Genomic DNA, 26,572 nt, shown 5'->3' with positions numbered 1-26,572 from the left:
CAGTCTCCCCGATTACATCCGGAACACGCCAAAGCGTGTGGGCTTGGCGGGTCGGTTAAGGGTGGCAGACAGGCTCAGGGCAACCACTTCCCGGGTCTGGGCTGGGTCGATGACGCCGTCGTCCCAGAGACGAGCACTGGCGTAGTAGGGGTGGCCCTGGTGTTCGTAGGTGTCGATGATCGGCTTCTTGAACTCAGCCTCTTCCTCGGCGCTCCATTCCTGGCCCTTCCGCTCCATACCCTCGCGGCGAACGGTGGCCATAACGCCGGCGGCCTGCTCGCCGCCCATGACGGAGATGCGGGCATTTGGCCACATCCACAGGAAGTCGGGGCTGTAGGCGCGGCCGCACATGCCGTAGTTGCCCGCCCCAAATGAGCCACCGATCAGTACGGTGATCTTGGGGACGTTGGCACAGGCCACGGCCATAACCATCTTGGCGCCGTGCTTGGCGATGCCTTCAGACTCGTATTTCTGGCCGACCATGAAGCCGGTAATGTTCTGCAGGAACAGCAGCGGGATGTTGCGCTGGCAGCAAAGTTCCACAAAGTGCGCGCCTTTCTGGGCAGACTCGCCGAACAGGATGCCGTTGTTGGCGATGATGCCAACCGGGTAGCCATGGATATGGGCAAAGCCGGTGACCAGGGTCTGTCCGTAGTAGCGTTTGAATTCGTCGAATTCCGAACCGTCGACAATGCGGGCGATGACGTCACGCACGTCGAACTGCTTGCGCAGGTCGGTGCCAACGATGCCGTAGATCTCTTCGGCGTCGAACAACGGAGCCTTGGGTTTGCGAATCTCCACATCCGTTGGCTTGCGACGGTTCAGGTTGGAGACGCTGCGCCGGGCGATTTCCAGTGCGTGGGCGTCGTTCTCGGCGTAATGGTCGGCAACACCGGAAATTTTACAGTGGACGTCGGCGCCCCCGAGGTCTTCAGCGCTGACCACTTCACCGGTGGCAGCTTTTACCAGCGGCGGGCCGGCCAGGAAGATGGTGCCCTGGTTGCGGACGATGATGGATTCGTCGGCCATGGCGGGTACGTAGGCGCCACCGGCGGTGCACAGGCCCATAACAACGGCGATCTGGGGGATGTCGTCGGCAGACATGCGGGCCTGGTTATAGAAGATGCGGCCGAAGTGGTCGCGATCCGGGAAGACTTCGTCCTGGCGGGGCAGGTTGGCACCGCCGGAGTCGACCAGGTAGATGCACGGCAGGCGGTTCTGCAGGGCGATTTCCTGAGCGCGCAGGTGTTTTTTCACCGTCAGGGGGTAGTAGCTGCCGCCTTTTACGGTGGCGTCGTTGGCGATGATCATGCATTCGGTGCCAGAGACGCGGCCCACGCCAGCGATCACGCCTGCAGCGGGGACTTCTTCATCATAGACGTTGTAGGCGGCGAACTGGCCGATTTCCAGGAACGGGGAGCCGTCGTCCAGGAGGCGGTTGATGCGCTCTCTGGGGAGCAGTTTGCCACGGGCGATGTGGCGCTCCTGGTAGGAGGGGCCGCCGCCTTGCTGGATGGTGGACACTTTGTCGCGCAGGTCGGCTACGGCCTGGGCCATGGATTCCTGGTTGGCCTGGAACTCTTCGGACCTGGGATTAATCTTGCTTTGAAGTATTGTCATTTTTTCGGGCCTCGAGGTTCGGGGCGGCGGGACTGGCAGGGAATCTTTCCGGGAACCGCTACGAGCACATCCCTGTGCGCTTGGCTGTGGCCATCCCTGGCCACAGACATTCCCGGAAAGACACCCCACCAGTCCCTCGTCGTGCTTTGGGTGCTGGCCGTCCCTGGTTTTCTGGCCAAGGACGGCCCCTGGCTTGAAGCTGCGTTTTACTTGTTCAGGTACAGCTCTCGGCCGATCAGCATTCGGCGGATTTCGGACGTTCCGGCACCGATTTCATACAGCTTGGCGTCGCGTAGCAGGCGGCCTGTCGGGTATTCGTTGATGTAGCCATTGCCGCCGAGCAGCTGGATGGCGTCCAGGGCGATTTTGGTGGCCATTTCGGCGGAGTAGAGGATCGCGCCGGCGGCGTCTTTACGGGTGGTTTCCGCGCCGCGGTCGGCAGACATGGCGACCATGTAGACGTAGGATTTGGCGGTGTTCATCCAGGTGTACATGTCGGCGACTTTGCCCTGTACCAGTTCGAATTCGCCGATGGCCTGGCCGAACTGTTTGCGCTCGCGGATGTAGGGAACGACCACGTCCATGGCTGCTTGCATGATGCCCAGCGGGCCGCCGGAGAGGACGAGGCGTTCGTAGTCGAGGCCGCTCATCAGGACTTTGGCGCCGTTGCCCACGCCGCCCAGGACGTTTTCCTTGGGTACTTTGCAGTCCTGGAACACCAGTTCGCAGGTGTTGGAGCCGCGCATGCCGAGTTTGTCGAGTTTCTGGTGGCGGCTGAAGCCCGGGGCGTCACGCTCTACGATGAAGGCGGTCACGCCCTTGGAGCCGGCGGAGGTGTCGGTTTTGGCGTAGATGACGTAGGTGTTCGCATCCGGGCCGTTGGTAATCCACATTTTGTTGCCGTTGAGGACGTAGTGGTCACCGGCGTCTTTGGCGGTCAGTTTCATGGAGATGACGTCGGAGCCGGCGTTGGGCTCGGACATGGCCAGGGCGCCAATGTGCTCGCCACTGACGAGCTTCGGCAGGTATTTCTGTTTCTGTTCTTCGGTGCCGTTGCGGTGAATCTGGTTCACACACAGGTTTGAGTGGGCACCGTAGGAGAGGCCAACGGAGGCGGAAGCACGGCTAATTTCTTCCATGGCGATGACGTGCGCCAGGTAGCCCATGTCGGAGCCGCCGTATTCTTCGCTCACGGTAATACCCAGCAGGCCCATGTCGCCCATTTTCCGCCACAGGTCCATGGGGAACTCGTTGTTGCGGTCGATTTCCTCGGCGCGCGGTGCGATTTCGGAAGCGGCGAAACCGTTGATCTGCTCGCGGAGCATGTCGAGGGTTTCACCAAGGCCGAAGTTGAGCTCTGAGTATTGTGATTTCATCGTTGGCTACCTTTGATTTCTGTCATTCATTAGTTTTCAGCGGTCTGCCTGGCTTCTTCGTTTGCCGGGGTCTGCTGTTTCTTTTTCTTCTGCAGCTCGGTCAGGGCTTCTCGGCACCGGGCTTCGGCTGTATCCATTTCCATTTCTGCCTGGGCAATGTCGTTTTTCTGCTGTTCGAGTTGCGCCCGTTTGTTGTCCAGAATGGTTAGCATCTTGAGCAGCTGTTTTTCGTTGCCGCTGAGGGTTTCGTCCCAAAGGTCGAACAGCTCTTTGGTTTCTGCCAGGGAAAAGCCCATACGCTTGCCCCGAAGAATAAGCTTCAGACGCACACGATCCTTTGAACTAAAGATCCGTGTCTGCCCGCGCCGAGTAGGCTTGAGCAGTTCCTGATCTTCGTAGAAACGGATGCTCCGGGTTGTCACGTCGAACTCTTTGGCGAGCTCGCTGATGCTGTATGTCTGTTTAATGTCCATTGGGATTTCCTTTTTAGACTTAGGTTAGATAAAGTTTACGTAAACGTAAAGTAGTTTTAGGGTCCGATTTTTAACAAACAGAATCCTGAAAAGGGGAGTGAACGATGGAATTCAAAAATGTGGCAGCCATTGTAACAGGCGGTGCTTCCGGACTGGGCGAGGGTGCGGCGCGCGCACTGGCCGCTGCCGGCTGCAAGGTCGCTGTTCTTGATCTTCAGCAAGAGCAGGGTGAAAAGGTGGCCGCGGATATCGGCGGCATCTTCCTGAAATGCGATGTCAGTTCCCCGGACAGCGCCGAAGCGGCCATTAATGCCGCCCGGGAGGCTCATGGCCCCTGCGGTATTGCTGTGAACTGTGCTGGTATTGCCACGGCCTCGAAGATTCTGGGCCGTGAGGGTGTGATGCCCCTGGAGAACTTCAGCAAGGTTATTCAGGTCAACCTGATTGGTACCTTTAACATCCTGCGCCTGGCGGCAGCGGATATGGCCCAGCGCGAACCCAACGCTGATGGTGAACGCGGTGTGATCATCAATACAGCATCGGTGGCCGCCTACGAGGGCCAGATTGGCCAGGCGGCCTACAGTGCCTCCAAGGGCGGTGTGGTATCGCTAACCCTGCAGTCGGCCCGTGAGCTGGCTCGCGAGGGCATCCGTGTAAATACGATTGCACCAGGCCTGTTCATGACGCCCATGATGGCGGGTATGCCCGACGAAGTTCAGGAAAGCCTGGCAGCCACGCTGCCGTTCCCGAAGCGCCTCGGCAAGCCGGAAGAGTTCGGCATGATGGTGGACCAGATGGTGCGCAACCCGATTCTCAATGGCGAAGTGATTCGTCTGGACTGCGCGCTTCGCATGGCGCCCAAGTAAAGCATTCAGTTGCAGGAGACATACATGACCGTGTCTGTTGATAAAGAAGAACTGGCGATGTTCCGGGATTCCGTTATCAAGGTCCTGGAAAAAGAAGTGACGCCCCACTACGAAGCCTGGGAGAAGTCCGGGCTGGTGCCTCGCGAGCTCTGGAATACTCTGGGCAACGCCGGGATGCTGTGTGTGGATGTGCCCGAAGAGTGGGGCGGCATTGGCGCGCCTTTCCAGTTCTCTGTGGTGGTGGGTGAGGAGCTTGCCCGCATGGGATTCGGCGCGCTGTCGACCAACGTGATGGTGCATTCGGACATTGTTGCTCCCTATCTGAGCCATATGGGTAATGAAGAACAACGGCAACAGTGGCTGCCCAAGCTGGTCTCTGGTGAGGCTGTTGGCGCCATCGCCATGACCGAGCCCGGCGCCGGCAGTGATCTGCAGGCCATCCGCACCAGTGCGGTCAAGGATGGCGATGAGTACATCCTGAACGGTTCCAAGACTTTCATCACCAACGGCCAGCACGCAGACATGGTCATCGTCGCCGCGAAAACCGACCCGAAAGCCGGTGCCCGCGGCATTAGCCTGTTCCTGGTGGATACGTCATTGCCGGGCTATAGCAAAGGCCGCAACCTGGACAAGATCGGCCAGCATTCCGGGGATACCTCCGAGCTGTTCTTCTCCGACATGCGCATACCGGCGTCCGCACTCCTCGGTGAAGAGGGGCAGGGTTTTGTTTACCTGATGAAGGAACTGCCCCGGGAACGTCTGGTGATCGGTGCCCTCGGCGTAGCTGCCGCCCGTGGCTCCCTGGACTTGACCATCGCCTACGCCCAGGAACGGGAACTGTTCGGCCAGAAACTGGCCCAACTGCAAAACACCCGTTTCGAGATCGCCCGCATGGAAACCGACTACCGTGTGAACAAGGCGTTCGTGGACCAGTGCATCGACCAATACGACCTCGGCGAACTCGATGCGCCGACCGCCTCCATGGCCAAGTACAGCGCCACCGAAATGCAGTGCCGCGTAGCCGATGGCTGCCTGCAGCTGTTTGGCGGGTACGGTTACACCACCGAATACCCGATTTCCCGGGCCTTCATCGACGCGCGGGTACAGCGCATTTATGGCGGCACCTCGGAAGTCATGAAAGAAATTATTGCCCGCTCTGTGCTGGGCAAAGCCTGATTAAGTGAGGAAAACCATGAGCAACAACGACGTAGTCATCGCAGGATCAGCCCGTACCCCGATGGGCGGCATGATGGGCGCCCTCAGCTCCGTGCGCTCGCCGGACCTGGGCGCCATCTCCATCAAGGCCGCCATTGAACGCTCCGGCCTTCAGCCGGCGGATGTCCAGGAAGTGATCATGGGCTGCGTACTGCCCGCTGGCCTGGGCCAGGCTCCGGCCCGCCAGGCCTCGCGCGCCTCCGGCATTCCGGACAGCTCCGGCTGCACCACCATCAACAAGATGTGCGGCTCCGGCATGCAGGCCGTGATCATGGCCCACGACCAGATCAAGGCTGGCACCAACAACATCATGATCGCCGGCGGCATGGAAAACATGAGCCAGGCGCCGTATCTCCTGCCCAAAGCCCGCGCCGGTATGCGCATGGGCCATGGCCAGGTAATGGACAGTATGTTCCTGGATGGCCTGGAAGACGCCTACGAAGGCGGCCTGATGGGCGTCTTCGCCCAGCGTACCGCTGACAAATACGACATCAGCCGCCAGGCCATGGACGAATTCGCCATCGGTTCCCTGCAGAAATCCCTGGCCGCCATCGAAAACGGCTGGTTCCGTGACGAGATTGTTCCGGTAACTGTTTCTGGCCGTGGTGGCGACACTGAAGTCGATACCGACGAGCAGCCGGGGAATGCCAAACCGGAGAAAATCCCGCACCTGAAGCCGGCCTTCGCCAAAGACGGTTCCGTGACTGCGGCCAACTCCAGCTCCATCAGCGACGGTGCCTCCGCATTGGTGCTGGCCTCCGCCGCCGAAGCCGACGCCCGCGGCCTGACGCCGCAAGCCCGCATCGTGGCCCACGCCACCCACGCACGCCTGCCTGCGGAGTTCACCCTGGCGCCCATCGGCGCCATCGAGAAGGTGCTCAAGAAAGCCGGCTGGACCGTGGACGACGTGGATCTCTTCGAGATCAACGAAGCCTTCGCCGTGGTTACCCTGGCGGCCATCAACGAGCTGAAATTGCCGGCTGACAAGGTCAACGTCCACGGCGGCGCCTGCGCCCTCGGTCACCCGATCGGCTCTTCCGGTTCGCGGATCATCGTTACCCTGATCAATGCCCTGAAGCAGCGTGGCCTGAAGCGTGGTGTGGCTTCGCTGTGTATTGGTGGTGGCGAGGGGACTGCTGTTGCTATTGAGTTGATCTGATTTGTCAGACTGGTCCTCGTTGTAGCCTGCTTGTTTAGGGGCGGGCCTGCGGGGTGGCCGGTGGATTTTTCTTGGAAAAAGCAACTCGCTTCGCTCAGACATCTTTTTCCGGCGGAAAATCCACCGGTCACCCCGCGCCGAGATACTCTCGAGATATCGCGATTTTCAAAATCTTGCTTTCTCTTTTTTGAAGAAGTGCATTCCTTAGTCCGAAGGACGGTGGTGGGGGTATCTTTTCTGGCGGGAAAAAATGTCTGAGCGAAGCGAGTTGTTTTTCCCAGAAGAAAAGGTACCCCCATCGCCGGCCACTCCCCCAAGGCTAAAGTTCTGTTAATCCCAGAAACCCCAAGTTGATATCAGTCATGCGGCCCAACCCATGATTTGCTAGCCTTCAATGCATTGAAAGTCCCCGGCATTGGAGACCCCCCGTGCGAAAGCGCCACGAGTTTATTGAGGAATCCCGCAAACAGTGGAGTTCCGAGCCTGCGTTTGTGGCCTCCATGGCCGCGGCGGCGGTGGGGCTGGGGAACCTGTGGCGGTTTCCGTACATGGTGGGGGAGAACGGCGGTGGCGCCTTTGTGGTGGCTTATCTGTTGGCGCTGGTTGTGGTGGTTTTGCCCATTATGATTCTCGAAGTGTCTGCCGGCCGGCTTTCCAAGGGCAGCACCGTTCAGACCTACCGGCAGGTGAATCGCTTCGGGGTGGTGTATGGCTGGTTTGTGGTGCTGATTACCATGGCCATTACCAGCTATTACCTTGTGGTTACTGGTTGGACGCTTGGCTATGCAGTCGGTGCAACGACAGACAGCCTCCAAGTGTTTGACGATTTTACCGCTGGCTACAACTCCCTCTGGTATTTCTTCGCCGTGACCCTGGTTGGCGCGATTATCCTGGCCAAGGATGTATCCGCCATTGAGTTGATGTCGAAGATTCTCATGCCGGTTTTGCTTGTTGTGATGATCGGGCTGGTGATCTTTGCTAGCCGCACGCCGGGCTGGGAGCAGACCAAGGATTTCTTTTTCCAGGTGGACTGGAGTCGTTTGACGGATGGCAAGCTCTGGGCGTTTGCCTTCGGGCAGGCCTTCTACTCTCTGGCGATTGGTCAGGGATATCTGGTGACCTACGGCAGCTTTATACCCCGGCAGACCCATGTGCCCAGGGCCTGTCTGGTTGTTGCAGGCACCGAGACCAGTGTGGCGCTATTGGCGGGCTGGATGATCTTTCCGTTTGTGTTCAGTCTGGGTATGGAGCCGACGGAGGGCAGCCAGCTGGCCTTTGTGACCATGCCCCTGGTGTTTGAGGACATGGTCGGTGGTTACTGGGTGGGCACACTGTTTTTCAGCCTTTTCTTCATGGCAGCGTTCAGTTCCAGCCTGGCCGGCCTGAAGGTGATGATTGCTGCGGTGGCGGAGGAGCTTCGGCTGAGCAATGGCAAGGCCGTGAGTCTGGTTACCCTGGTCATGCTGGTGTTGGGCACAGCCTCCGCACTGAGTTTCACGCCGCTGGAATGGAACATTGCCGGGGAGCCGGTGCTGGATGTGATCGACCGGGTGGCCGGCGGTAATGTGATTATCTTTTCCGGGGTGTTGGGGGCCGCTATGTTCTGCTGGTTTATTCCGCGCGAGAAGATCCGGACGGTGTTGGGTACCCAGAGCCGTTGGTGGGAATGGCGGATATACCTGGTGGGTCGATACTTGCCGCTCGTCATGCTGGCCTGGCTGGGCGCTGCCTTTGCCCTGAGGCATGCGGGGCTAACACCCTGAATGTAGGGTTTTTCCCTAGTCTGGGAAAGCAAAGTTCCTATTCCTCTCTGTTCGCCCACTGCCTACTATCCCCTGTTCAGTCGATTTTCTCATTCGGGAAGGATTCGGCGAACAGGCACCTAAATCATGAATGCAATCAATACAGCAATGCTCTATGAAAAGTATCGGCTGAAACGGCTGAGACGGTTGCGGATACTGGACACAGCTCCGGAAGAGCGGTTCGATCGGCTCACCCGAATCGTGCGCGACACCTTTGACGCTCCGATTGCACTGATTTCGTTGATTGACGAGCATCGCCAATGGTTCAAGTCCCGACAGGGAGTCGAGCTTGATGCTACCTGCAGAGAACACGCCTTTTGCGCGCATGCTATTCGTCAGGACGATGTATTTGTTGTTGAAGATGCCAGTAATGATCCGAGGTTTTCGTCCAATCCCATGGTCGTAGGAGAACCTTGTATCCGGTTTTACGCAGGCGCGCCTGTCCGTGAGCCCGGCGGTCTGAAAGTAGGCACACTCTGTATCATCGATACCAAGCCTCGTTCATTGAAAAGCCAGGATATTGAGTTTTTGCGGGATCTTGCGTATCTGGTTGAACATGAGCTGGAGGCGGACACCGGTCGGGTGGAAGGACTGCTGGATCAGGCTGAACTGAAAAGATCGGTGCGAACCTGTCAACGTCAGATGGCCCGACGAGTGTCAGATGACGAGAAGCTCTCTACCATTTTGGGGCAACTGGTTTCGCTGACTCGTAGTTCCGGCGGATTTATTGTTGACACTTCGGAAGTTGGCACAAAAGGGCAGGTTACTGTGCTGGCCAGACAGTTGCCGCCCAGAGGTAGCGATGATTACGGTTTTTGGGAGCGTGTCGGAAGGCGTCGTATCCCAGTGGGTGAACTCTCGGCTTTGCTTGATGAAGAGCATTTTTCGGAGATGTTCTCGTTTCCGATCCACAGGGACGGCGCCCTGACGGGAATGATTGTTTTGGAAGGGCGATCAGATGGCTATCCTCAAGCGCTTTTCCATGAATTGTCCCCACTGATCCAGCCGGCACTTTCAGTATTGGAGAGTATGGCGCTGCGGGTCGAAAGGTTTGCGTTACAGGCAGAAACGGATCCTGATTCAGCGCCGGCATCCGCCGCTAATTCTCAGGACCGACGGGTACTCAACCGTCTGGTTGCAAGGGAGATTCAGGCAGCCAGTCTACGAGGCGGTAGCGTATCGGTTTGCTGGTTGGATCTGGACGATTTCGCGAAGTTCAATCAGAGCCATGGCGAGGAGGCAGGTGATAGGGTTTTGTGCCAGATAGCCTCCCGATTACGCCAATCGGTCAGGAAAGAGGATATTGTTGCGGCGGCGGGTGGCGATGAATTTGTGATCGTACTCAAAGACACTGATGCGCCTGCCTTTTATCAACGGGTTATGGATGCCTTTGGTCAGCCTGTCGATGGCGTGAAGGGTAACGCCAGGATTTCAGCCAGCATGGGTGTATCTGTTTATCCGGATGACCCCTCGGACTCCGAAACTCTGTTGCGTCATGCAGAACAGGCACTTTACCAGGCGAAGGAAGAAGGGCGCGGCCGCCATAGAGTTTTCGATTTTAAGAAGTTTCGCGTCATTGAGGAGCGCAGCGCATTTTTGAGGGAAATTGAGCGAGCGCTCGATAACCGGGAATTCGAACTTTTTCTTCAGCCCAAGATCAATCTTGAAGAACGGACCGTGGAGGGGTTTGAAGGTCTGATCCGCTGGAATCATCCTGAAAGAGGTCGATTAACACCAGACCAATTCCTGCCGCTCATCGAAGCCACTCCGTTAGAGGAGCAACTGGGCAACTATGTGTTGCATGCTGGCATGGAGCTACTGAACCTCTTTCAGAAACAGGGAGGTGGTTATGGGCTTAGTGTGAATCTGTCGCCGGCGCATTTCCTCGGTGAGCGTTTTTTGCAAGATATGGACGCGCTCCTTTCCCGTTACCCCACGGTGCTTCGTGGTCGGTTGACGCTTGAAATTCTTGAGACGACCGCATGGGGTGACCAGGACGCCGCCGCGAGAGTGGTTCGGCAGTGCAAGCAATTGGGTGTTTCAATGGCGCTGGATGATTTTGGTACCGGATTTTCTTCTCTTAGTTATTTCCGGAAGCTGCCGCTGGACGAGATCAAAATCGACAAATCGTTTGTTATGGATATGGAGCAACAGCCAGAGGACGAGGTGATTGTTGAGTCCATTATCGCCCTATCCAAACGGTTTGGGCGCAGAGTTGTCGCTGAAGGTATTGAATCGGAGGCCGTTGCCAAGAAACTGGCTGAACTGGGATGCGATGTCGCTCAGGGCTATTTTTTCAGTCGCCCATTGCCAGTGTCGGAGGCCCTCTCGTTCGCTTCCAGCTTCGAATGTTCAGTGCACACGAAAGTTACCTGTTGAGGGTTCTCGTTTTCCGGCTGCCTCTTGCTATAGTCGATGAGTCTTACCGTTCGCATATCTGCGCCCCAACCTGCTAGTCTTCTTGTTGAAGGGGAGCTGTCCTTCACAGAAATCTTCAGTAGTTTCCCGAGTTTGAAGGAGTCATGTCCGCTTAGGCGTTGAGCCTTGTGGATCTCGGAGGAACCTATGGCAAAATCCTACAACAGTGCGTTTTTAGTTTTCAAAACCGTCGCCCTGTACGTAACACTCAGCATTCTCTGGATCTTCGTAAGTGACTGGTTTTTAATAGAAGTTACTCCCTACCTTAGCAACGACAATTTCGGGCTAATTTCTTCAGGAAAGGGCGTGGCGTTTGTCATCGTTACCGGTTTGTTACTTTCCGTTCTGCTTAAAAGACTCGTCAACAGAGTTCAGGTTGCAGAGGTCGAGTCTCGCCGGTCTGAGAGAAGCTATCGAGAGCTCTTCAGCTCCAATCCAGTGCCGGCCCTGGTGATTGATCGGGAACGGCTTACGATTCGCGAAGCTAACGCTGCGGCATTAGCGCTCTATGGGTACTTGAAGGAAGAGCTGGAGGGTAAGAGGGTGCAATTAATCGTCCCCTCCGCGGAAGAGCTGATCAGATCGGACGAGCCGTCAAGGGAAGGGCTTATTCTTGAACACTGCAGTGCAGCTGGAGAAAAGCTGATCGTTAGAACCCAGGCTCTGCCCACTGTTTTTCAGGACCAGCCGGCTGTCCTGATGTTATGCAACGATGAGACAGCCTGGCGTCTGGCAGGCGTGGAAAGGCGAAAAGCCCTCCATCATCTCAAAGCAGCCCAGCGCGTTGGTCAGATTGGTCATTGGGAATATTGGCCCAACAGTCATCAAGTCTTCTTCTCGGAGGGAGCTGCCAGAATCCTGGGGTTCCCCGAGATTGCAGATCAGTTGGTCCCCACCCGAAAACTGGCAGACCTTGCCCATTTTGAGGCGTATGAGAGGTTTGTGGGTCTTTTTGATAACCCTGCACAACGCAATAGCGTGGAATATCACCTCAGGGTAGATCTCGAGTCCCTTGGGATGCGGGACCTTTTGGTTCGGGGCGAATACTTTGAGGATGAGGAAAGCGAGAGTCTTTGGGTAGGGACCTGTGTCGATCTGACTGAACGTTATCAGGCTGAAGCCAGGCTTCAGGAAAGGGAAAGGCAGTATCGGAAACTGGTGGAAGTATTGCCAGATGCTGTCCTGGTTTGCCAGGAAGAGACTATTGTTTTTGCTAACCCTGCCGCAGCGGTGATCTTCGGAGCACGCTCAAGTGGCGACCTTGAAAACCTTTCGATCGTTGAGCTGATCGAGGAGCAAGTTGATGACTCTCATCACCTTTTGATCAATCAGACCAAAAATCAGGAAGGCGTTAACCGGATTGCGCGGCTTAAGTTCAGGACACTGGATGGAAAGACGTTCCACGGGCAGTTCGCTGCAAGATCGGTGCAGCTGGAGGGGCAGGTTTGCATACAGATTCTGATCAGTGACGTCTCGGAGCGAGAAAAGATCAGGGAAGCCTTGATAGATGCCAACAAACGGCTAACGAGCCTTGCAAATAGGTCTGTCAGTGATCTGGAGCTTGAACGCAAAGTCATCGCCCAGGCGCTTCATGATGAAATTGGCCAGAGTCTCACAGCGATACGACTATCGGCCGGTTGGCTTAAACGGAAGGCAACTGAACCGAGTGTGTTGGAGAAGATCGATACGATCGTCGATATTGCTTCGGATTCGATCGAAAAAGTCAGAGATCTGTCCTTGATGCTAAGGCCCCCGCAGCTGGAAGAGCTGGGCCTGCTTGCAGCGGTTCAGTGGCAAGCCTCTCGGATACTGGACGAGGCGCAGCTGACTTGGTCTGTTGAAGCGGGTGAGGGCGTCTCCCAAGTGAAGTCACCTATTGATATCATTGCGTTCAGGGTCATTCAGGAAGCATTCACGAATGCCGCGCGGCACTCCAGGGCGAGGAATGTGGAAGTGCATATGGACTGTAGTGAGAGCCAGCTTGTCATTGAAGTGAGTGACGACGGGAAAGGCTTTGAGCCTGACAAGAATTCGGCAAGGTTAGGTCTGGCGTTCATGAAGGAGCGGGTACAGCTTGCGGGGGGAAAAATTCGCGTTGAATCCTCTTCCGAGCAGGGAACAAACATTCGGGTGCGTCTGCCTCTTAATCAGACAGAGTGGGTGGCATGATGAAGAGGATTGTTCTAATTGATGATCACCATCTTGTGCGTGCCGGTCTTAAGGCGCTGATCGAATGCTTGCCGGACTATGAGGTTGTTGCAGAAGGTAGCGATGGCAGTGAAGGCCTTTCCCTGGTTGAAGAGTACAGGCCAGATATCCTCATAACTGATATCGCCATGGGCAGGGTGTCCGGGTTGGAAATGCTTCCAGAGGTGAAATCCCGTTTCCCGGAGCTCGCTGTGATTGTCCTTTCCATGCACGCCTCTCGCGACTTCGTGTTGAGGGCTCTTCGGGCGGGGGCATCGGCCTATCTGCTGAAGGATGCGGCCGAAGTAGAGCTTGAACTGGCACTCCAGTCAGTGTCCGCGGGACATCGCTACATGAGCCCCAAAGTTTCCAAAGATGTCCTGGATACTGTGTTGGATCCGAATCAAGAGTTCGATCAATCTGGAGAAAAAAGAGCCCCTCTGACTCAGCGCCAGCGCGAGATTCTCAGGCTGATTGCGTTGGGAAAGGGCACCAAGGAAGTGGCTTACGAGCTCGGCCTGAGCAGCAAAACCATCGACGCGCATCGAGCACAGATCATGGATCGGCTCGGAATACGAGATATCGCTTCTCTGGTTCGCTATGCCATCCGCAATGGTATTGTCGGGCTGGAGGAAGACTGAACGTCCCCCCTCGGTTTACCGCAAGTGTTAACCGCTCAGATCCCGGATCTCCTATAAGCCTGCGGGTCTATCTTCAGTTTTTTCAATCGGGAAGTGAGGGTGGTCGGTTTGATGCCCAGCATGGCGGCCGCGCCGTCATCACCGAAGACCCGGCCACTACTCATGGTCAGGGCCCGGGTGAGGTTCTGTTTCTCCAGCTCCCGCAGCTCATGTTCTGTCATCAAGTCACCGCTGTAATGTCTCGCTGGGGCTACTTCTGCAGGGGTGGTTCGGGCTGCGGATTCCGGCCCCGGCAGGTCCAGATCCAGTCGGCCGTCTGACGTGATCACCTGTCGCTCGATCACGTTCTCCAACTCCCGCACGTTGCCGGGCCAGTGATAAGCTCTCAGGGTTTCGACGTCGCGCTCTTTCAGTGCGAGCAGGGGCCGGTTGAACTTCTGGCAGGCCCGGTTCAGAAACTCCTGGGCGAGGATGGGAATATCCTCCAGACGCCGGCGCAAAGGCACGGATTCAATCGGGAAAACATTTAGTCGGAAGTAGAGGTCTTCCCGGAAGGTTTTCTCCTGAACTTCCGATTTCAAGTCCCGGTTGGTGGCGGCAATCACGCGAACATCCACCGCCCGGGTGTTGTTTTCGCCCACACGTTCGAATTGCTGATCCTGGAGTACCCGGAGCAGTTTGCCCTGAAGTTCCAGCGGGATTTCACCGACTTCGTCCAGGAAGAGTGTGCCGCCATCGGAGAGTTCGAATCGGCCCACACGGTCACTGACGGCGCCGGTGAAAGCACCTTTGATATGGCCGAAGAACTCGCTCTCGAACAGGTCTTTGGGGATGGCTGCACAGTTCACCCGAATCAGGGGTCGGTCGCGCCGGCTGCTGGACTGATGGATGGCGCGGGCAATCAGCTCCTTGCCTGTCCCGGATTCACCGGTGATCAGTACGTTGGCATCCGTGGGCGCCACCATGCCGATACGCCGCACGATAGCTTTGATCGCCTCGCTCTGGCCGAAGATCTCGTGAAAATGATACTCGGCGCTGAGCTCCTCCTGCAGATAGGCATTCTCCATTTCCAGCCGATGTTTGAGGGTTTCCACCTCCTCCAGCGCTGCCTGCAATTCTTTCTGGGCTTCCTGGCGTGCCGAAATATCCCGGAACACGACAACGGCACCCACGGGATGTCCGTTATCCAGAATCGGTGTGCTGGTGTATTCCACGGGAAAGCCGCTGCCGTCCTTGCGCCAGAACCAGTCCTCGCCAACGCGCTTAACGCTGGCGTCGCGGAAGGCGGCGTAGATTGGGCAGTCCTTGAGGGGGTATAGGCTGCCATCCGCGTGGGAGTGATGCACCACGCGATGCAGGACCCGCCCCATGAGTTCGTCGATTCGCCATCCCAGCATGCGCTCCGCAGCGGGATTTGCGAAGGTGCCTCGCCCCTCGGCATCCACCCCGTAGATGCCTTCCCCGACCGCATGAAGGATTAACTGGTTCTCCCGCTCCATGTCCTTGAAAAGCTCTTCAACCCGACGCCACTCAAGCAAGCCGCCCCGGTGATAGTGGTTGGCATCGTGGCGCTCTCGGAGGGTACGCAACTGGCGGCGGTCACGAAGCAATAACAGGACATTCTGGGATTCCGCCTCGCCCACCCGAGACGAGGAAATCTCCAGTTCCAAGGTGTGGCCGTCCCGGTGCTGAAGGAAGAAGTCCCGGCTCCAGCCATGGCTTCGATACAAGGTCTCCTCCGTGAAGGCAATCAGCTGTGGCCGCTGGTCTGTGAAGAGATGGGTGCAGGGGGCTCCCGTGAGTGACTGCCGGTCTGTGCCGATCATCCTGCCCATGGCGCTGTTGGCCGATAGAATCAGATCCCGGCCTGCGTCTACCAACAATGCGGCTTCCGGCAGGTGATCAATCCAGTTGGTTTTGGTTTCGGCAGCAATAAGAGCGTCTGGGTTCATGGCGATGTCCTGGGTCTGTACACGAAATGAGAAACAAACCCTGTGCCAACTACGAAAAATCGCAGTCCAGGCTACGAAGAATCGTATATTACGAAATGTCGTAGCCAATCTATTTCCAGGCTCGTTGGTTTCAATTCAATAAAAACAAGCGGTTAAAAAAATAATCGCACTTGGCACAAACCCTGCGATACCTCCTTCAGAACGCGAAGCCGACCCGAGCTATTTTTATCACGAGTTCGAGTCGCACCTTTGTTGCACCGAAAGAGTGCAGAAATAACCCGTTACTTAGGCCCCAAACCCAGGAGAGTGCGCCATGACCACGAAAAGCCTTGGAAATCCGTTTGACGGTGACAAGTCCCTGATTCATGCCAAGACCTGTGGCTGCCCGGAGTGCAAACCCGGCGACAGTACCCCGTCCATTTCCCTCGATCTCAAGCCCTCCGCCGGCCAGCAGGCAGTCGCTGACGAGCCTCTGGATTCCGAAGCGATGATGGATCGCGCCATCGAAGGCGCGGTGGTGCGCTCTGTGTTCGGTCACAACGAGCACGGCCGGCGGGCCTTCATGAAAATGATGGGCGCGGGCACCGCGGCTGCCGTTCTGGGCAGTGTGTTTCCAATGGAGAAGGCCAAGGCCGCAGTGAAGGAGTCGCTGGGCAAGCTTGAGAAGACCAAGCTGAATGTTGGTTTCGTGCCGATTACCTGCGCCACGCCTATCATCATGGCTCATCCCATGGGTTTTTATGAGCGTTATGGCCTGGATGTCACTGTCACCAAGACCGCAGGTTGGGCGGTGGCCCGGGACAAGTCCCTGGCCGGCGAATACGACGCCTCACACATGCTCACCCCCATGCCTCTGGCCATGACCATGGGCGCGGGCTCCACACCGGAGCCGTTCATCATGCCGGCGGTTGAGAACATCAACGGCCAGGCCATCGTGCTGCACGTCGACCACAAGGATAAGCGCGACCCCAAACAGTGGAAAGGCTTCAAGTTTGGCGTGCCATTCGAATACTCCATGCACAACTTCCTGTTGCGCTACTACCTGGCCGAGAACGGTATCGACCCGGACAAGGACGTGCAGATCCGTGTGGTTCCGCCACCCGAGATGGTTGCCAACCTGCGTGCCGGTAACCTCGATGGCTACCTGTCTCCGGACCCGTTCAACCAGCGTGCCGTGTGGGAGAAGGTCGGCTTCATCCACATGCTGACCAAAGACATCTGGGAAGGCCACCCATGCTGCGCTTTTGCCTGTAGCAAGCAGTTCGCCACCCAGAACCCGAACACCTACGGCGCCCTATTGCGCGCCATCATCGACGCGACGCAGTACTCGAACAATCCGGATAACCGTAAGGAAATCTCTGAGGCCATCGCGCCGAAGAACTATCTGAACCAGCCGGTACCGGTGATTCAGCAGGTGCTGACCGGCTACTACGCCGATGGCCTTGGCGAGGTGAAAGATGTACCGGACCGTATCGATTTCGACCCGTTCCCGTGGCACTCCATGGGCGTGTGGATCCTCACCCAGATGAAGCGCTGGGGTTATATCGAGGGTGATGTGGACTACAAGGGCATTGCCGAGCAGGTCTACCTGGCGAGCGAGACTGGCAAGATCATGGAAGAACTGGGTTATACCGCCCCGGACAAGACCTACAAGACTCACACCATCATGGGCAAGACGTTCGATTCTGACCGTGCCGAAGAGTACGCACGCAGCTTCGACATCGGGAGGGTGTAACCATGGCTTCCCTGAACGTCCGGGCAGCACTGCTGTCGGTGTCGTTCCTGATTCTGGCCCTGGGGCTCTGGGAAATGGCAACCCAGCCCCCGGAGGCCCAGACAGGACTGACCGAATACGAAATGCTGATGGGTGGTGTGGAGCAGGAATCCCGAGTGCCGCCACCCTCGGCGGTGATCAAGCTGGCCTGGGCGGAGTTGTCTGATCCGTTCTATGACGCCGGCGCCAACGACAAGGGTATCGGCATCCAGTTGGCCTATTCGGTGTACCGGGTACTGACTGGCTACCTGGCGGCCATGGCGATCGCCTTGCCTGTCGGCTTCCTGATCGGCATGTCGCCGCTGATGTACAAGGCCCTGAACCCGTACATCCAGGTGCTGCGGCCGATCTCGCCGCTGGCCTGGATGCCCCTGGCCCTGTTCATCATCCAGGACTCGGATGCCTCGGCCATCTTCGTGATCTTCATCTGCTCGATCTGGCCGATGTTGCTGAATACCGCCTTTGGCGTGGCCAACGTGAGGCAGGACTGGGTCAATGTGGCCCGCACCCACGAACTCGGGCCCCTGCGCACCGCTATTACCGTGATCCTGCCGGCCGCCGCACCCACCATTCTGACCGGTATGCGAATCTCCATCGGCATCGCCTGGCTGGTCATCGTGGCCGCGGAGATGCTCGTGGGCGGCACTGGCATTGGCTACTACGTGTGGAACGAATGGAACAACCTGGATCTGGCCAGTGTGATCTTCTCCATCCTGATGATCGGGGTGGTAGGCATGCTGCTCGACCTGGCCCTGGGCAAGGCCCAGAAACTGGTGGAATACAAAGAATGAGCGGCCCGGCACCGGTTACCGGTGCCGGCCTCAACCCTCCGAATGGAGACCTGTTATGAGTAAACCATTTCTGGAAGTAGATGGTCTGTCCAAAGTCTACCCGGACGGCCAGGGCGGTGAACTGACCGTCTTTGAGGATATCCGCTTTGCCCTGGAGAAAGGCGAATTCGTCTGCATCATCGGCCACTCCGGTTGCGGTAAATCCACCATCCTGAATGTGCTGGCAGGCCTGGATGAGGCCAGCGCCGGCAACGTGGTGATGAATGGCAAGGAAATCAAAGGCCCCGGCCTTGAGCGCGGCGTGGTGTTCCAGAACTACAGCCTGCTGCCCTGGAAAACCACGCTGAACAACATCGTGTTTGCCGTGCGCGCCCGCTGGCCCGAGTGGTCCAAGGAAAAGGTAAAAGAGCACAGCGAACGCTACCTGAAGATGGTGGGTCTGGATCACGCCCTCAACCGCAAGCCGTCCCAGCTATCCGGTGGCATGCGTCAACGGGTGAGTATCGCCCGGGCCTTCGCCACCCAGCCGGAACTGCTGCTGCTGGACGAACCCTTCGGTGCGCTGGACGCCCTTACCCGCGGTGTGATTCAGGACGAGCTGGTGAAAATCTGGGAAGAAACCCGCCAGACCGTGTTCATGATTACCCACGATGTGGACGAAGCCATCCTGCTCTCCGACCGCATCTTTCTGATGTCCAACGGCCCCAACGCCCGCATCGCCGAAAGCGTGAAGGTGGACATTCCGCACCCGCGGGCCCGGGCCACCATCTTCCAGAACCCGGCCTACCACAAGACCCGGGACTACCTGGTGGACTTCCTGGTCAACCGAAGCGGCTCGGCTCTGCCGGAAAAAGACGGTACCCCGAAAATCGTCGAACCCGCCAAAGGTGCTGCCCGGTCAACACCAGCGTCTGCCGAATCTGATACCGAATCCGAATCTGAAACTGCCGCTCGCGCGGTGAATGCCTGAAATCTGGAGCAAATAGAGGAAACAGCCATGATGAACAAAGAACTGATGACCGCAAAAATCCTGGAAGCCAAAGTGTCCAAGGGCATAACCTGGGAATCCATCGCCGAAACCATCGGCATGTCTCCGGTATTCACCACCTCAGCGGCCCTGGGTATGAACAGCCTCACCGAAGACAAGGCCTTCGCCCTGTGCGAAATCCTCGGTCTTGATAAGCCGGTGGCAGAGGCCCTGCAGGTATGCCCCAAGAAAGCCTGGGACGGTGCCGTTCCGCAGGATCCGCTGATCTATCGTTTGTACGAGGTGGTGGGTGTGTACGGCGATACCATGAAAGAACTGATCCATGAGAAATTCGGCGACGGCATCATGAGTGCGATCGATTTCACCATGGACATCGAGAAGGAAGAGAATCCGAAGGGCGACCGCGTTGTGGTTACCATGAACGGGAAGTTCCTGCCTTACAAAGCCTGGTAACCATTTCGCCAGAAACTTCGGAGGGGCCCGCCTTTGTAGCCTTTTGGTTGAGGGGCGGGCTTGCGGGGTGGCAGGTGGAGTTTTTCTTGGAAAAAGCAACTCGCTGCGCTCAGACATCTTTTTCCGGCGAAAAATCCACCTACCACCCCGCGCCGACGTGCAAGACGGGTTCACCAAGTTAAAGACTTTTTGGTGTCTTGTTCTTTGGACATATGTTGTTGCCCGTCGGTAGGGGGTGGGGGTATTTTTTCTGACAGGGAAAAGGTGTCTGAGCGCAGCGAGTTCTTTTCCCCGAAGAAAAAATACCGCCACCCGCGTACCTGCCCGCCAGACCGAAGGCTACGAAAAGACTCTGCCCGCCAAATCTCAGGCCGAACGGATCACAACTCCGAACTTAGGCCGAACGAGACCGGGCCAAAGATCCAGCCGCGAGGGCAACCTCGGCAACCGTATGCAGCTTCTCCAGTTGCGACTGCAACATGGCAATCGGCCGCGTGCCTTCCAGGGTGAGTGCAATGTTCAAATGCTCGCCGGCGGTTTCAACCGCCATGGTGGCAATCCGGAACCCGCGGATGCGGACCACCTGGCAGAGTCGCTCCAGGGCGGCGGCTTCGTGGGTCATGCGGCAGTTGATGGTGTAGCTGGGTGTCGAAGGTTGGCTTTGCGGGTTCATGCAACTTGCTCCTTGCTGGCTTTGGCGGTGCGGGCGGTTTCGTCGATCATGTCTGTGTTGCTGGCGCCGGGTTTGACGATGGGCCAGACGTTTTCTTCCCGGCTGATGGCCACGTGCAGCAGCATCGGCCCGTTGTAGGCCAGGATGGTTTCGATGCCGCGGCGGATCTGGTCGGTGCGTTCGATATGCAGGGCCGGGATGTCGAAGGCGCGGGCCATGGCCACGAAGTCGGGGTTGTCGTCCAGATTTATCTGGCTTTCCCGGTTGTTGTAGAACAGTTCCTGTTGCTGGCGGACCATGCCAAGGCACTGGTTGTCCATGACGATCAGTTTTACCGGCAGGTTGTAGCGGCGGATGGTGGCCAGTTCCTGGGCGTTCATCATGAACGAGCCATCACCGGTCACGTTGATGACGGTGCTGTTGCGATCCGCAAACTGGGCGCCGATGGCGGCGGGCAGGCCGAAGCCCATGGTGCCGAGGCCGCCACTGGTGAGGTGGTGGCGCGGGTGGTCGAACTCGTAGTGCTGGGCCACCCACATCTGGTGCTGGCCAACGTCGCAGGCGATCACGGTGTCGTCCGGGGCAATCCGGGAGAGCTGGCGGATGAAGGCCGGGCCGGTGATCGGCGCCAGGGGCTCTTCATTGTCGGCAGCGTGGAAGCCACCGGTGGTGTACCAGGTGCGGCACTGTTTCTGCCAATCACTGATGGCCAGTGGGTCAGTCTGCAATGCATCCGCCAGTGATTTCAGGATGTTGTTCAGATCACCACGGATGGCCAGATCGGCGTCGCGCAGTTTATTGATTTCGGCGGCGTCGGCATCGATGTGGATCATCCTGGCGTTGGCGGCGAAGCCATCCAGTTTGCCTGTGGCCCGATCGTCCAGACGGGCGCCGATGACCAGTAACAGGTCGCACTCGTCTACAGCCTTGTTGGCGGCTCGGGAGCCGTGCATTCCCAGCATGCCCAGGTTGTAAGGGTTGTGTTTGCCGGGGTTGCCAATGCCCTTCAGCGTGACAACCGCAGGCAGTGCGGAGGATTCGGCAAAGGCCCGGAAGCAGTCCTCGGCGTGGGCCAGGCTGATGCCGCCGCCGCTGTAGAGCAGGGGCTTGCGGGCGTCGCGTAACATGGCCAAGGCTTGCGTCAGGTCTGGAGCGGCTGTTTCACGGGGCTCAGGTTGGGGGCAGGGCGCTTCGGCCACTTCGGTCAGCAACAGGTTTTTGGGGATATCAATCCAGACCGGTCCGGGACGACCGCTCTCGGCCAGTTCAATCGCCTCTTCCATGATGGCGGGCAGGCTGTTCGCATCGTCGATCAGGTAGCTGTGTTTAACGATGCCCAGGGTCATGCCCAGTACGTCGGTTTCCTGGAAGGCGTCGGTGCCGATCAGGCCCGAAGGGACCTGGCCCGTGATGACCAGCATGGGAATGGAATCCCGGTGGGCGTTGGCAACGCCGGTGATCAGGTTGGTGGCGCCTGGGCCCGACGTGGCAATGCAGACGCCCAGATTGCCACTGGCCCGGGCGTAGCCGTCTGCCGCCAGGGCGCAGCCCTGTTCATGGCGACACAGCACGTGCTCCACGCCCACATCGTCCACAAGCGCGTCGTAAAGCGGCATGATGCAGCCGCCCGGATACCCGAAAACCGTGCTGATGTTGTGGCGGTGGAACGCTTCAAGAATGTGCTGTGCGCCGTTCATGGTCGTTTTTCCCTTTTCTTTTGCCGTAAAAAAAGAAACCCCCGGGACCTTTCGGTGCCGGGGGTTTCTGGTGTTTTGTCAGGTTTGTCGCTATCTCACCCGCTTGTCCACACAGAAGCCCCCGGACGGTACCACGACCACCAGGACGAGCTTCACAAGGACAATCACTGCGTTGAGATTCATAAAATCGACAGTCTGCTCTGAATTCGTAAAAAGATTCTGTGTAGAATCTACCCCACGTTTTTAGCCGGATGCAACCGTTATTTGCCGGTTTTTTATGTCACCCTTCGCTTCAGGAACAGTGAGCATTCAATGACGAAAGCAAAATGGGGTTCTCTTGGACTGTCACTTCTGATCGTGATCGCGCTGGTGGTCTGGATGGCGACTGGCGAGGTGAAGGTGGCCAGTGACGAGGCTCCGGAGCGCGAGGATAGCGTCGATGGTCAGCTCACAATGGTGCAGGTGGAAACCCTGACGGCACGGCTTCATGAGCCGGGTCTGATGCTGCAGGGCCAATTGGAACCCTGGAGTTCGGTGATGCTGAGTTCCCAGGTGCCCGGCCGGGTGGAATCCCTGGCTGTGAGTCTCGGTGAGCAGGTCCGGCAGGGACAGAAGCTGCTTACGATATCCGATGAAGGGCGGAGTGCTGCGGTTTTGCGCTGGCAGTCCCGGGTTCGGAAACTGGAAGCGGACCTGGTGGCTGCGCGTCGGCTCCGCGCCAATAACCTCGCCTCGGAATCCCAGATTCTGAGCCTGGAAAGTGAGCTTGCTGCCGCTGAAGCGGAGCTGACCGGTGTACGGCAGTCAGTCAGCCATCTCACCCCAGAGGCGCCTTTTGACGGCATCATCAACAGCAAATCGGTGGATACCGGCGATCTGGTGCAGGTGGGATCACCCCTGTTTCAGCTGGTGAGGGTGGATCGCCTTAAGGCCACCGCGCAGATTCCCCAGCAATCGGTCGGTGACGTGGCACCCGGCCAGGCGGTTCGTGTGGACTTGCTGGATGGCAGTCGTCTTTCTGGCGTGGTGACCTTTGTGGCCAGCGCTGCCTCGCCCGAAACCCGGAGTTTTGCGGTGGAGATCGCGGTGGAGAACCCGGATCGCAAACGGGTGGCCGGTGGCAGCGCCAGCCTGCGGGTAGCATTGCCGGAGGTAAAAGCGATGTTTATCTCACCCGCGTACCTGTCGCTCGGTGATGACGGTCGCCCCGGTGTGAAATATGTGAACGGTGAGAACCGTGTGGAGTTCGGTAATGTGAAACTCCTGAGCGTCTCTACCGAGGGCGCCTGGGTCACTGGGTTGCCGGATGAAATCCGCCTGATTACCCGGGGTGGTGGTTTCGTGAGTACCGGGGAACAGGTTGTGCCGGTCGACGTCGCCGAAGACAGGGGCTAGACCGCATGCGCACACTGATCTTTGCCGCCATTGATCGAAGCCGGACCACGTTGCTGACGTTGTTGTTCCTCATTCTCGGCGGGATTGCCGCCTTTCAGACTATCCCGAAGGAAGCCAACCCCGACGTCACCATTCCGATGATTTATGTCTCCATGACCCTGGATGGTATCAGCCCGGAGGACGCCGAGCGTCTGTTGGTGCGGCCCATGGAGCAGGAGCTGCGTTCGCTTGAGGGCATCAAGGAAATGCGCGGTACAGCCTCGGAAGGGCATGCCTCGGTGATGCTGGAGTTTGATGCCGGGTTTGATCCGGACAAGGCGCTTCAGGACGTGCGGGAGAAAGTGGATACCGCCCGCACCAAGCTGCCCCAGGAGGCGGATGAACCCAGAGTAAACGAAATCAACGTGTCCCTGTTCCCGGTGCTGTCCGTGGGACTGTCCGGCCCCTTGTCAGAGCGGGAGCTGATAACCATCGCCCGACGGTTCCAGGATGCCATTGAATCCATTCCGGAAGTCCTGGAGGTGGAGATTGGTGGCGATCGTGAAGACCTGCTGGAAATCGTGGTGGATCCCCAGGTGTTGGAAAGCTACGGCATTGATTTTGATCAGTTGGCTTCCCTGGTGACCCGCAACAACCAACTGGTGGCGGCAGGTTCTCTGGATACTGGCAATGGTCGCATGGCGCTGAAGGTGCCCGGAGTCATCGAGACTGTCGAAGATGTGATGTCCATGCCAGTCAAGGTGGATGGTGACACGGTGGTCACGTTTGGCGACGTCGCCATGCTCCAGCGCACCTTCAAAGATCCCACCGGCTTTGCCCGCATCAATGGTGAGCCTGCGCTGGTGTTGGAAGTGTCCAAACGCTCGGGTGCCAACATCATTGAGACCATAGCCCAGGTTCGTGAGTTGATTGAGCAGGCCAGACCGGAGCTGCCGGACTCCCTGGAAGTACGCTACATCATGGATCAGTCCGAAGAAGTGCGGGATATCCTCAGTGATCTACTGAACAACGTACTCACTGCCATCGTGCTGGTTCTGATTGTGGTGATCGCCGCCATGGGGCCGCGTTCGGCGGTTATGGTGGGGCTGACCATTCCCGGTGCCTTCCTCACCGGCATCCTGGTGATCTGGAGCATGGGGCTCACACTCAATATCGTGGTGCTGTTCAGTCTGATTCTGGTGGCGGGCATGCTGGTAGATGGTGCCATTGTGGTGTCTGAGCTGGCGGACCGGAACCTGTCGGAGGGGCAGACGGTAAAGCATGCCTGGGCCGAGGCCGCCAGTCGCATGGCCTGGCCCATTATTGCTTCGACCGCAACCACGCTGGCGGTGTTTGTGCCGCTGCTGTTCTGGCCCGGCGTGGTTGGGGAGTTCATGAAGTTCCTGCCGCTGACCGTCATCATCTGCCTGATTGCTTCCCTCGCCATGGCGCTGGTGTTTCTGCCCGTATTGGGGAGTACCAGTGGGGGGCGGCGGGCGCGGCAGGGCCACTCGTCGGGCCGCCTGATGCAGGGCTATAGGCGGGTATTGGCACTGCTGCTAAGGTCACCGGGGCTGACGTTGATTGGCGTGCTCTGTGTGATCGCAGTGATTTATGCCGCCTATGCCCGCTTCAACCATGGGGTTGAGTTCTTCCCCAGTGTGGAACCGGATTCGGCCCAGGTTCAGGTGAGGGCGAGGGGCGATCTTTCGGTGTGGGAGCGGGATGCGATTGTCCGTGAGGTGGAACAGCGGCTTCGTGGCATGCCCGAGGTGAAGGCCCTTTACGCCCGCTCGATGGTCCAGGCCAGCTCGCAGCTGGCGCCGGATGTGATCGGCGTTCTCCAGTTCCAGTTTACCGACTGGTTCACCCGGCGCCCGGCGAGTGCGATTCTGGAGGACTTCCGCGACATGACGTCCGATATTCCGGGCATTGAACTGGAATTCCGCAAGCAGGAGGGTGGGCCCGCAGAAGGCAAACCGATAGAGCTCCAGGTGAGCAGCCGGGAGGCGAACAGTCTCAATGGCTACGTGGACGAAATCAAAGATCGCATGCGGGAGCTCGGTGGCTTCGTGGACATTGAGGACGACCGCAGTCTTCCGGGCATCGAGTGGCGGCTGCAGGTGGACCGGGAAGCCGCAGCACGCTTCGGGACCGATATTCTGGGTATCGGCAGTGCCGTGCGTCTGGTGACAAACGGTTTGAGGCTCGCCACCTACCGCCCGGAAGACGTGCGGGATGAGGTCGACATTGTGGTGCGGGTGCCCAACAACTGGCGGGAACTGGACCATCTTCAGCGGCAAACCATTCACACTCCCCGCGGCCAGGTTCCCCTGTCGGAATTTGTCGATCTTCGACCCGGCGACAAAACCAACAGTATTGTCCGGGTGGATGGCCAGCGTACGGTCACCATCAAGTCTGATTTGGCCGAGGGCCGTCGCGTGGATGAGTTGCTGCGATCACTGCAGGCAGAAATGCCGGAGCCGCCGGCGGGCATTTCGCTGAAGTTTGCCGGTGAAAATGAAGACCAGCAGCAGGCATCCAACTTCCTTGCCACAGCCTTTCTGGTGGCCATCGGGCTGATGCTGCTGATACTGGTGACCCAGTTCAATTCGCTGTACCAGACTTTCCTGATTCTCTCTGCGATTGTGCTATCGACGGCCGGAGTATTGCTGGGCCTGTTGGTGAACGGTCAGTCGTTCGGCATTGTAATGGTAGGCATGGGTACGATTGCGCTGGCTGGCATTGTGGTGAACAACAACATCATTCTGATCGATACCTACAACCAGATGCGCAAGGACGGTATTGAGGCCTATGAGGCCGCCCTGGAGACCGGTTGCCTGCGTCTGCGGCCTGTTCTGCTCACAGCAATCACAACCGTGCTGGGCCTCACGCCCATGGTTCTGGGGGTGAATGTGGACCTGTTGACGCCCTCGCTGGGCCTGGGCGCACCGTCAACCCAGTGGTGGACCCAGCTGTCCAGTGCCATCGCCGGCGGACTGGCGTTTGCGACCGTGCTGACGTTGTTGCTTACGCCAGCTTTGCTGGTGCTGGGTAATCGGGCTGGCCAGACCTTCGGGAGGCTGACCAGCCGGTTCCGTAGCGCTTAGTGC

General features: G+C 58.1%; 19 protein-coding genes. 13 read left to right on the top strand and 6 right to left on the bottom strand.

The window, feature by feature from the left end; genetic code table 11:
• Positions 1-12: 12 nt before the first annotated feature.
• The 3 genes from FMN52_RS06590 to FMN52_RS06580 form a co-directional block, all read right to left on the bottom strand.
• Positions 13-1,620 (bottom strand): carboxyl transferase domain-containing protein, encoded by a 1,608-nt coding sequence (locus FMN52_RS06590; protein ID WP_148607890.1) that lies wholly within the window; start codon positions 1,618-1,620, stop codon positions 13-15.
• 206 nt (positions 1,621-1,826) lie between these two features.
• Positions 1,827-2,996, bottom strand: a complete 1,170-nt coding sequence (locus tag FMN52_RS06585; protein ID WP_148607889.1) for an isovaleryl-CoA dehydrogenase — start codon at positions 2,994-2,996, stop codon at positions 1,827-1,829.
• 29 nt (positions 2,997-3,025) lie between these two features.
• Complete coding sequence (locus FMN52_RS06580; protein WP_148607888.1) at positions 3,026-3,469, bottom strand: MerR family DNA-binding transcriptional regulator; 444 nt, start codon at positions 3,467-3,469, stop codon at positions 3,026-3,028.
• A 104-nt stretch (positions 3,470-3,573) separates the two neighbouring features.
• Between FMN52_RS06580 and FMN52_RS06575 the strand changes: the two genes are divergently transcribed.
• The 7 genes from FMN52_RS06575 (at position 3,574) to FMN52_RS06545 (ending at position 13,757) form a co-directional block, all read left to right on the top strand.
• Positions 3,574-4,335 carry an SDR family NAD(P)-dependent oxidoreductase gene (locus tag FMN52_RS06575; protein ID WP_148607887.1) on the top strand — a complete coding sequence of 254 codons (762 nt, stop codon included), beginning with the start codon at positions 3,574-3,576 and terminating at the stop codon, positions 4,333-4,335.
• A gap of 24 nt (positions 4,336-4,359) precedes the next feature.
• Positions 4,360-5,511, top strand: a complete 1,152-nt coding sequence (locus tag FMN52_RS06570) for an acyl-CoA dehydrogenase family protein (protein WP_148607886.1) — start codon at positions 4,360-4,362, stop codon at positions 5,509-5,511.
• A 16-nt stretch (positions 5,512-5,527) separates the two neighbouring features.
• Positions 5,528-6,709, top strand: a complete 1,182-nt coding sequence (locus tag FMN52_RS06565; RefSeq protein ID WP_148607885.1) for an acetyl-CoA C-acyltransferase — start codon at positions 5,528-5,530, stop codon at positions 6,707-6,709.
• 428 nt (positions 6,710-7,137) lie between these two features.
• Positions 7,138-8,472 (top strand): sodium-dependent transporter, encoded by a 1,335-nt coding sequence (locus FMN52_RS06560; RefSeq protein WP_148607884.1) that lies wholly within the window; start codon positions 7,138-7,140, stop codon positions 8,470-8,472.
• A 621-nt stretch (positions 8,473-9,093) separates the two neighbouring features.
• Positions 9,094-10,890, top strand: coding sequence for a bifunctional diguanylate cyclase/phosphodiesterase (locus FMN52_RS06555; RefSeq protein WP_240339407.1), 1,797 nt, complete (start codon positions 9,094-9,096; stop codon positions 10,888-10,890).
• A gap of 186 nt (positions 10,891-11,076) precedes the next feature.
• Positions 11,077-13,098, top strand: coding sequence for a PAS domain S-box protein (locus tag FMN52_RS06550; RefSeq protein WP_148607882.1), 2,022 nt, complete (start codon positions 11,077-11,079; stop codon positions 13,096-13,098).
• A complete protein-coding gene (locus tag FMN52_RS06545; RefSeq protein ID WP_148607881.1) occupies positions 13,095-13,757 on the top strand; it encodes a response regulator transcription factor in 663 nt (220 codons plus the stop codon). The genes FMN52_RS06550 and FMN52_RS06545 overlap by 4 nt, the downstream gene beginning before the upstream one ends.
• A gap of 35 nt (positions 13,758-13,792) precedes the next feature.
• Here FMN52_RS06545 and FMN52_RS06540 read toward each other — a convergent pair whose 3' ends face one another.
• Positions 13,793-15,709 (bottom strand): sigma 54-interacting transcriptional regulator, encoded by a 1,917-nt coding sequence (locus FMN52_RS06540; RefSeq protein ID WP_148607880.1) that lies wholly within the window; start codon positions 15,707-15,709, stop codon positions 13,793-13,795.
• 313 nt (positions 15,710-16,022) lie between these two features.
• Between FMN52_RS06540 and FMN52_RS06535 the strand changes: the two genes are divergently transcribed.
• The 4 genes from FMN52_RS06535 to cynS are packed head-to-tail and all read left to right on the top strand — an operon-like array spanning position 16,023 to position 19,715.
• Positions 16,023-17,444: a CmpA/NrtA family ABC transporter substrate-binding protein gene (locus tag FMN52_RS06535; protein ID WP_148607879.1), complete on the top strand. Its 1,422-nt coding sequence runs from the start codon at positions 16,023-16,025 to the stop codon at positions 17,442-17,444.
• 2 nt (positions 17,445-17,446) lie between these two features.
• Positions 17,447-18,274: a nitrate ABC transporter permease gene (ntrB, locus tag FMN52_RS06530; protein WP_008170590.1), complete on the top strand. Its 828-nt coding sequence runs from the start codon at positions 17,447-17,449 to the stop codon at positions 18,272-18,274.
• Between the two features lie 55 nt (positions 18,275-18,329).
• Positions 18,330-19,244 carry an ABC transporter ATP-binding protein gene (locus tag FMN52_RS06525; protein ID WP_148607878.1) on the top strand — a complete coding sequence of 305 codons (915 nt, stop codon included), beginning with the start codon at positions 18,330-18,332 and terminating at the stop codon, positions 19,242-19,244.
• Between the two features lie 27 nt (positions 19,245-19,271).
• Complete coding sequence (cynS, locus tag FMN52_RS06520; protein WP_148607877.1) at positions 19,272-19,715, top strand: cyanase; 444 nt, start codon at positions 19,272-19,274, stop codon at positions 19,713-19,715.
• Positions 19,716-20,109: 394 nt separating this feature from the next.
• On the opposite strand, the gene FMN52_RS06515 is transcribed toward cynS, so the two are convergent.
• Positions 20,110-20,388, bottom strand: a complete 279-nt coding sequence (locus tag FMN52_RS06515; RefSeq protein ID WP_148607876.1) for an ACT domain-containing protein — start codon at positions 20,386-20,388, stop codon at positions 20,110-20,112.
• Positions 20,385-22,085 (bottom strand): acetolactate synthase 2 catalytic subunit, encoded by a 1,701-nt coding sequence (ilvG, locus tag FMN52_RS06510; protein WP_148607875.1) that lies wholly within the window; start codon positions 22,083-22,085, stop codon positions 20,385-20,387. Before ilvG ends, FMN52_RS06515 begins: the two co-directional genes overlap by 4 nt.
• A 312-nt stretch (positions 22,086-22,397) precedes the next feature.
• Here ilvG and FMN52_RS06505 point away from each other — a divergent pair, with 312 nt between their 5' ends.
• Together FMN52_RS06505 and FMN52_RS06500 are read left to right on the top strand one after the other, a co-directional pair.
• Positions 22,398-23,480: an efflux RND transporter periplasmic adaptor subunit gene (locus tag FMN52_RS06505; protein ID WP_148607874.1), complete on the top strand. Its 1,083-nt coding sequence runs from the start codon at positions 22,398-22,400 to the stop codon at positions 23,478-23,480.
• Between the two features lie 5 nt (positions 23,481-23,485).
• A complete protein-coding gene (locus FMN52_RS06500) occupies positions 23,486-26,569 on the top strand; it encodes an efflux RND transporter permease subunit (protein ID WP_148607873.1) in 3,084 nt (1,027 codons plus the stop codon).
• The last annotated feature ends 3 nt before the right edge of the window (positions 26,570-26,572 follow it).

The organism is Marinobacter sp. BW6, assembly GCF_008107725.1.
Classification (GTDB): Bacteria; Pseudomonadota; Gammaproteobacteria; order Pseudomonadales; family Oleiphilaceae; genus Marinobacter.
This window is presented reverse-complemented; position numbering and strand designations above follow the sequence as displayed.